Origin of the sequence: Falsiroseomonas oryzae, from assembly GCF_027856955.1 — a bacterium.
GTDB classification, from domain to species: domain Bacteria; phylum Pseudomonadota; class Alphaproteobacteria; order Acetobacterales; family Acetobacteraceae; genus Falsiroseomonas; species Falsiroseomonas oryzae.
Genome location: NZ_JAPSMD010000350.1, coordinates 1 through 5,599, shown reverse-complemented (window position 1 = coordinate 5,599; position 5,599 = coordinate 1). Strand labels below are relative to the sequence as shown.

At 73.9% G+C, this 5,599-nt stretch carries 4 protein-coding genes and 1 pseudogene; 2 read left to right on the top strand and 3 right to left on the bottom strand.

Translation table 11 applies throughout. From position 1 onward, the window contains the following. Positions 1-1,485, top strand: a 1,485-nt coding sequence (locus tag OZN99_RS24025) for a DUF2264 domain-containing protein (RefSeq protein WP_270937778.1), incomplete at its 5' end; no start/stop codon positions are given. A 225-nt stretch (positions 1,486-1,710) separates the two neighbouring features. Here the strand turns inward: OZN99_RS24025 and OZN99_RS24020 are convergent. From OZN99_RS24020 to OZN99_RS24010, 3 genes are all read right to left on the bottom strand, one after another. Further along, the gene (locus OZN99_RS24020; protein ID WP_270937777.1) at positions 1,711-2,430 is read right to left on the bottom strand and encodes a response regulator transcription factor; all 720 of its coding nucleotides are present in this window, start codon (positions 2,428-2,430) and stop codon (positions 1,711-1,713) included. Continuing rightward, on the bottom strand, positions 2,427-4,016 hold the full coding sequence (locus OZN99_RS24015; protein WP_270937776.1) for a sensor histidine kinase: 1,590 nt from the start codon (positions 4,014-4,016) through the stop codon (positions 2,427-2,429). The genes OZN99_RS24020 and OZN99_RS24015 overlap by 4 nt, the downstream gene beginning before the upstream one ends. A 165-nt stretch (positions 4,017-4,181) precedes the next feature. After that, positions 4,182-5,135, bottom strand: a complete 954-nt coding sequence (locus OZN99_RS24010; RefSeq protein ID WP_270937775.1) for an alpha/beta hydrolase — start codon at positions 5,133-5,135, stop codon at positions 4,182-4,184. A 114-nt stretch (positions 5,136-5,249) separates the two neighbouring features. Here OZN99_RS24010 and OZN99_RS24005 point away from each other — a divergent pair. Further along, positions 5,250-5,599, top strand: a pseudogene (locus OZN99_RS24005) (GNAT family N-acetyltransferase); the annotation flags it as partial.

Sequence of the window (5,599 nt, the reverse complement as noted above, 5' to 3'; positions counted from 1 at the left end):
GCCGTGCTGCTGGCGGCTGGCCCCGGCGTGTGGGCCTGGGGCGGGGCGCTGGCCCTGGCCGGCCTCGCCGCGCTGCACGTGGCCGGCACGGCGGCAGGGGCGGTGGATGGCTGGTTCCGCCGCGTGAAGCCGGCACCGGCGCTGCTGGCGCTGGATGCCAGGCTGGCAGCCGAGTTCGGCGGTCGAGCCGCGCTGGCGAATGAGGACTACGATCGCCTCGTCGGCTACTTCGCTGCGGGGGTGCTGGCCTATCGCAGCCCGGGCTGCGCGCTGGTCCATTACCCCGGCGTGCCGGGGACTCGAGGCTGGCGGTCCGAGGGGGTGGAGGGCTTCGCCCGCGTCGCGCCGTTGCTCGCGGCCTGGGTTGAGACGCGGGGCGATGCCGTCCCGCTGCCCGACGGCACCCGCTTCGATGCCTTCGGCCATCTCGTTGCCGGGCTGACCGCCGGCAGCGACCCGGCCTCACCGGAGTACTGGGGCGCGCCGGTGGACCTCGACCAGCGCATCGTGGAGGCCGGGGACATCGCGCATGTCGCCTGGATCCTGCGCGACCGGCTGCGCGCGGCGATGCCCGCCGTCGCTCAGGCGGCGCTGCTGGACTGGCTGGCCCAGGCGGCGGCGCGGCGCATCTATGGCGGCAACTGGCACCTGTTCCCGCTGGTCGCCGGCCTGGCGCGCGAAGCCTGGGGGATGCCGCCCGACCCGGCGACGCGGGCGCACTACGCCGCCTTCAGGGCCTGCCACCTGGGCGGGGGCTGGTTCTCCGACGGGCCCGGCGGTCGGGTGGATTTCTACAATGCCTGGCAGATGCACCACTTCCTGCAGCTGGCGGCGGAGATGGACCCGACCCTCGATCCCGGCTTCCCCGAGGCGGCTCTGGCCGATTTCGCCCGCAGCTACGTCCATCTCTTCGCCCCGGCGGGCTTCCCGATCTTCGGGCGCAGCGCCTGCTACCGCACCGCGCTGCCTGCGCCGCTGGTGCTGTCGGCCGGGCTGCCCGGCGACGCCTTCCCGGCTGGGCTGGCACGGCGGGCGCTGGATGCGGCGTGGTCGCATTTCGTCGCGCGCGGCGCGGTGGCCGCCGGCGGGCTGAGCCAGGGCTACGAGGGCGCCGATCCGGCGCTGCTCGAGAACTACTCTGGCCGCGGCAGCTGCCATTGGGGGCTGCGGTCGCTCACCGCGGCGTACCGCCAGCCGCCCGGCACCGGGATCTGGGCTGCGGCGCCGGAACCGCTGCCGGTGGAGCGCGGCGCCTACGACGTGGCGATCGCGCCGGCGGGGCTGCGGGTGACCGGCGACCCGGCCACGAGACGGGTGGAGGTCTTCGTGCTGCGCAATGCCGGCGCCCCCGATCATCCGCTCGAACGGCCCGGCCTGGCCCGGCGCCTGGCCGAGGTGCTGCTGCGGCGTCCGCTGCGGCCGGCGAACCTGGCGGCGAAATACGGGCGGAGGAGCTACCGGTCCGACCGGCCCTTCTGCAGGTGAGCTTTGCCCGGGACGTGAGCTGCGAGCCACAAGCATCTCAACTTGCAGCATTGCCGCCGCGCGTGCCGGTGATGGCATCGTGCGCCGCGCGTGGTTCGGACAAATTCCCCCTTTCGGCCGGGCAGGTCGGGATGCCGACGGATTCCCATGTGAAAGAGCCGCGCCACCCTAGGGCGATTTTCCTAATCTAAGGCGTGGAGCGCCGGCAGTCCAGCGCGTTCCCGCTCACGCCGCCGGGTCGTCCCCGTCGATCCGGTAGCCGTGGCCGCGCACCGTCACGATCACCGGCGTCCCGCCCGCCTCCTCCTCCAGCTTGCGCCGCAGCCGGCGGATATAGACGTCCACCACGTTGGTCAGCGGGTCCTCCGACACGCCCCAGACATGGCTGAGGATGCGCTCCCGGCTGAACACCCGGCCGGGAGCGGCCATCAGCAATTCCAGCAGCGCCATCTCCTTCGCCGTCAGCTCGATGCCGCGCCCGCCGCGGGAGACCGCCATGGCGTCCCGGTCGAAGACGATGTCCGCCACCCGCAGCAGGCGACCGCGCTGCGTGGAGGGCTCGGCGGGCGCCATCACGCGGCTGCGCCGGATCAGCGCGCCGAGCCGCGCCAGCAACTCGTCGAAGGCGAAGGGCTTGGCCAGGTAGTCGTCGGCGCCGATGGTCAGGCCGTCCACCCGGTCCTCCAGCGCGTCCAGCGCCGTCACCATCATGATCGGCGTGGTGTCGCCGGCCTGGCGCATCGCGATGCATACCTCGCGCCCGCTGAGGCGGGGCAGCCGGAGGTCGAGCAGCATGGCCGCATAGCCGCCGCCGCGGGCCTTCGAGAGCGCATCCCGCCCGTCGCGGGCGACGTCCACCACGTAGCCCTCGGCCCGCAGCCCGCGCGCGAGGAAATCCGCCACGCGCGGCTCGTCCTCCACCACCAGGACGCGGGACGCGGTCATGCCGCGGCAGGCAGGCGCCTGGCCAGGGGCAGCAGCAGGCGGGCGATCGTCCCTTCGCCCGGCCGGCTTTCCAGCATGACGTCGCCGCCATGCGCGCGGGCGATCGCGCGGGCGAGCGGCAGGCCGAGGCCGCTGCCGCCCGCGTGCCGGTCGGCGGCGCCGTCGCCCCGGTAGAAGCGGTCGAACACCCGGTCGATCTCGTCCGGCGGGATGCCGGCGCCATGGTCGGCCACGGTCAGCCGTACGCTGCTGTCCTGTTCCTCCAGCGTCACCGAGACTTCGCCGCCGGGCTCGGAGTAGCGGACGGCGTTGTCCAGCAGGATCAGCACGGCCTGGCGCAGCCGGTCCGGATCCCCGAGCACGGGGCCCTGCGCGGGCGTCAGCCGTTCCCGCACCTCCACCCGGCGTGCATCGGCCAGCGTCCGTGCCGAGCCGCAGCTGTTCTGCACCACCTCGGCCAGCGCGACCGGGCGGGTGGCCATGCGCACCTCTCCGGCCGCCGAGCGGGCGACGAAGAGCAGGTCGTCCACCAGCCGGCCCGTATGGGCGGACTCGTCGGCGATGCGGGACAGCGCCTGCCGGTAGTCGGCGGCGGTCTTGTCGCCGCCGCGCAGCGCGATCTCGGCCTCGCCCCGGATCACGGTGATGGGCGTGCGCAGCTCGTGGCTGATGTCGGCCAGGAAGCGGCGGCGGGTCTCGTCGTTGCGCAGCAGGGAGGCATTGGCGGCGGCAAGCTCGGCGGTGCGCTCGGCCACCGCGCGCTCCAGCCTGTCGCGGGACTGTTCGAGGCCGGCGCGGGCGCGGGCCACCTCGCTCACCATGATGTCGAAGCTGCGCGCCAGTCGGCCGAACTCGTCCTTCCGGTTGGTCAGCGGGATGCTGCGGGAGAGGTCGCCGGCGGCGACCGCCGCGGCGGCCAGCGTCAGCTCGTTCAGCGGGGTGCGCACGCCATGCAGCAGGCCCCACACCGCGAGGCCGGCGACGATGAGCGCGGCCAGCGCGGCCACCTTGGAATGCATGGCGAGCGCGTAGAGGGCCTGCGATGCCTCGCGATACGTCTCGGCGAGCTCCGCCCGTTCCTTCTGCACCGCAGCCGATATGCCGTTGCGGAATTCGGGGCCGAAGCCCTCGGCCGCGGCGGCCAGCATCATCGTGCGGCCTGCCTCGAACTGGCCCGCGACGAACAGGTCCACCGCGCGCTCCAGCCGGTCCGCGACACCGGTCGCATGGATCTGCATGGCGGAGAGCCGGACCATTTCCTCCCGCTCCGAGTTGTCCTGCGGACGCAGGGCGATCTCGGCCGCGATGGCGCGGCGCACCGCGTCGAATACCTCGCCCAGCCTTTCGCGGGCGTTGAGCGGCGCCACCTGCTCTCCCGGCATGGCCAGCGCGGCGAAGGCCGTCTCCCGCAGCAGCGCCTCGGTCGTGGCGGCCAGGCGCATGTGGCCGAGCAGCACCTCCTCGGCCACGCGCGAACGGTCGTTGTGGTAGGTGGCCGTCTCGGCGGCTGACCAGCTCTGCGCCGCGCAGGCCAGGCCCAGCGCCAGCAACGCTCCGAAACTCCCCGTCAGCAGCAGCCTGAACATGCCCGAGATCCGTTGCCTGATAACCCGGCCTGGCGGGAGTCACTGAGCCGGACGATACGAACGGATGCCACGGCCTGCTGGCACCTGCCAGGGCATTCATCCGCCGTTCATCTCCGAAAGGTTATCGAGGACAGGCAGGCGAGGCGCTGCGGCCCGGCGGCGGCATCAGGCGAGCACCGAGGCGAGCCAGGCCCCGCCCTCCCGGGCGGCGTCCCGCGCGGCGCCCACATGGTTCAGCGCGCGCAGGAAGCCATGTGCGGTGCCGGGGAAGAGCCGGCTCTGCACCGCCACGCCGGCCTCGCGCAGCCGCGCCTCCATGGCGCGGTTCTCCGCGGCGAGCACGTCGAGCTCGGCGATGTGCAGCAGCACGGGCGGCAGGCCGCGCAGGTCGGCGCGGAGCGGCGAGGCCAGCGGGTTCAGCCGGTCCGCCGCGCGCGGGCAGTAGCAGTCCCAGTAGAACCGCATCTTCTCGCGCGTCAGGAAGTAGCCCTCCGCGAACTCCTCATAGGTGGGCGTGGCCAGGTCGGCGTCGAAGACGCCGTAGTTCAGCAGCAGTCCGCGCAGCGCGATGTCCGGGTCGGTCTCCCGCAGCAGCAGCGCGACGCCCATGGCGAGGTTCGCGCCGGCGCTGTCGCCGCCAAGCACGATGCGCGCGGGATCGAGGCCCCAGCCGGCGCCGTGCCGCGCGACCCAGCGCACCACCGCCGCGCATTCCTCGAGCGCCTGGGGGAAGGGCGCCTCCGGGCTCAGCGCATAGTCAGGCCCGATGACGGCGCAGCCGCCGCCGGCGGCGTAGTCGCGCATCAGCCGGTCATGCGTGTCGATGCTGTTCCAGACCCAGCCGCCACCATGGATGTAGACCAGCACCGGCAGTGTTCCGGCCGCAGGGCGATGGAACCGGCAGAGCAGCCGGCGGCCGCGGATCGGCAGCCAGCGATCCGAGCTCTCCGCCATGACCGGACCGCCGGCGCAGAGCGGGACGTTCAGCGCCTCCGTGGTGGCGCGCGCAAGGTCCAGCGGAAGGCGGAGCTCCATCGGCGGGTGCTTCGCGCCTTCCGCCTCCATCATGGTGCTGAAGGCCAGCATCTCGGCGTCCCAGCGGGGGTCGGGGGCGGGCATGGGCAAGTCCTCCGGTGGCGTCCCCATCGGAAGCCCGGCCGGGCCGGCCGGCAACCCCCGCGCCGATCGCGTGACCACGCGCCTGCCCGGTTGCGGGCCGGGATGGCGCGTCCCATGCTGCATCGCACCATGACGAAGCCACTTCCCACGCTCGGCCCGCGCGGTGCTCTTCGCGAGGAGGCGCTGTACCGGCCCGGCCATGTGGTGCTGGTGGCCGACCCGGCCGAGCCGACCGCGGGGCTTCTCGCGCGCAACATGGCGGCCGGCGGCTTCAAGGGCCGGCTCTCCATCGTCGGCATGGCGCATGAAGGCTTCGAGCAGGCGCCCGACATCGCGTCGCTCCCGGCGCCGCCGGACCTCGCCGTGGTGGCGCTGCCGGCCGAGCGCGTCGAGCCCGCCATGGCCGCCCTCGGTGCGCGGGGCTGCCATGCCGCGCTGGTGCCGGGCGCGGCGCCCGACCTCGC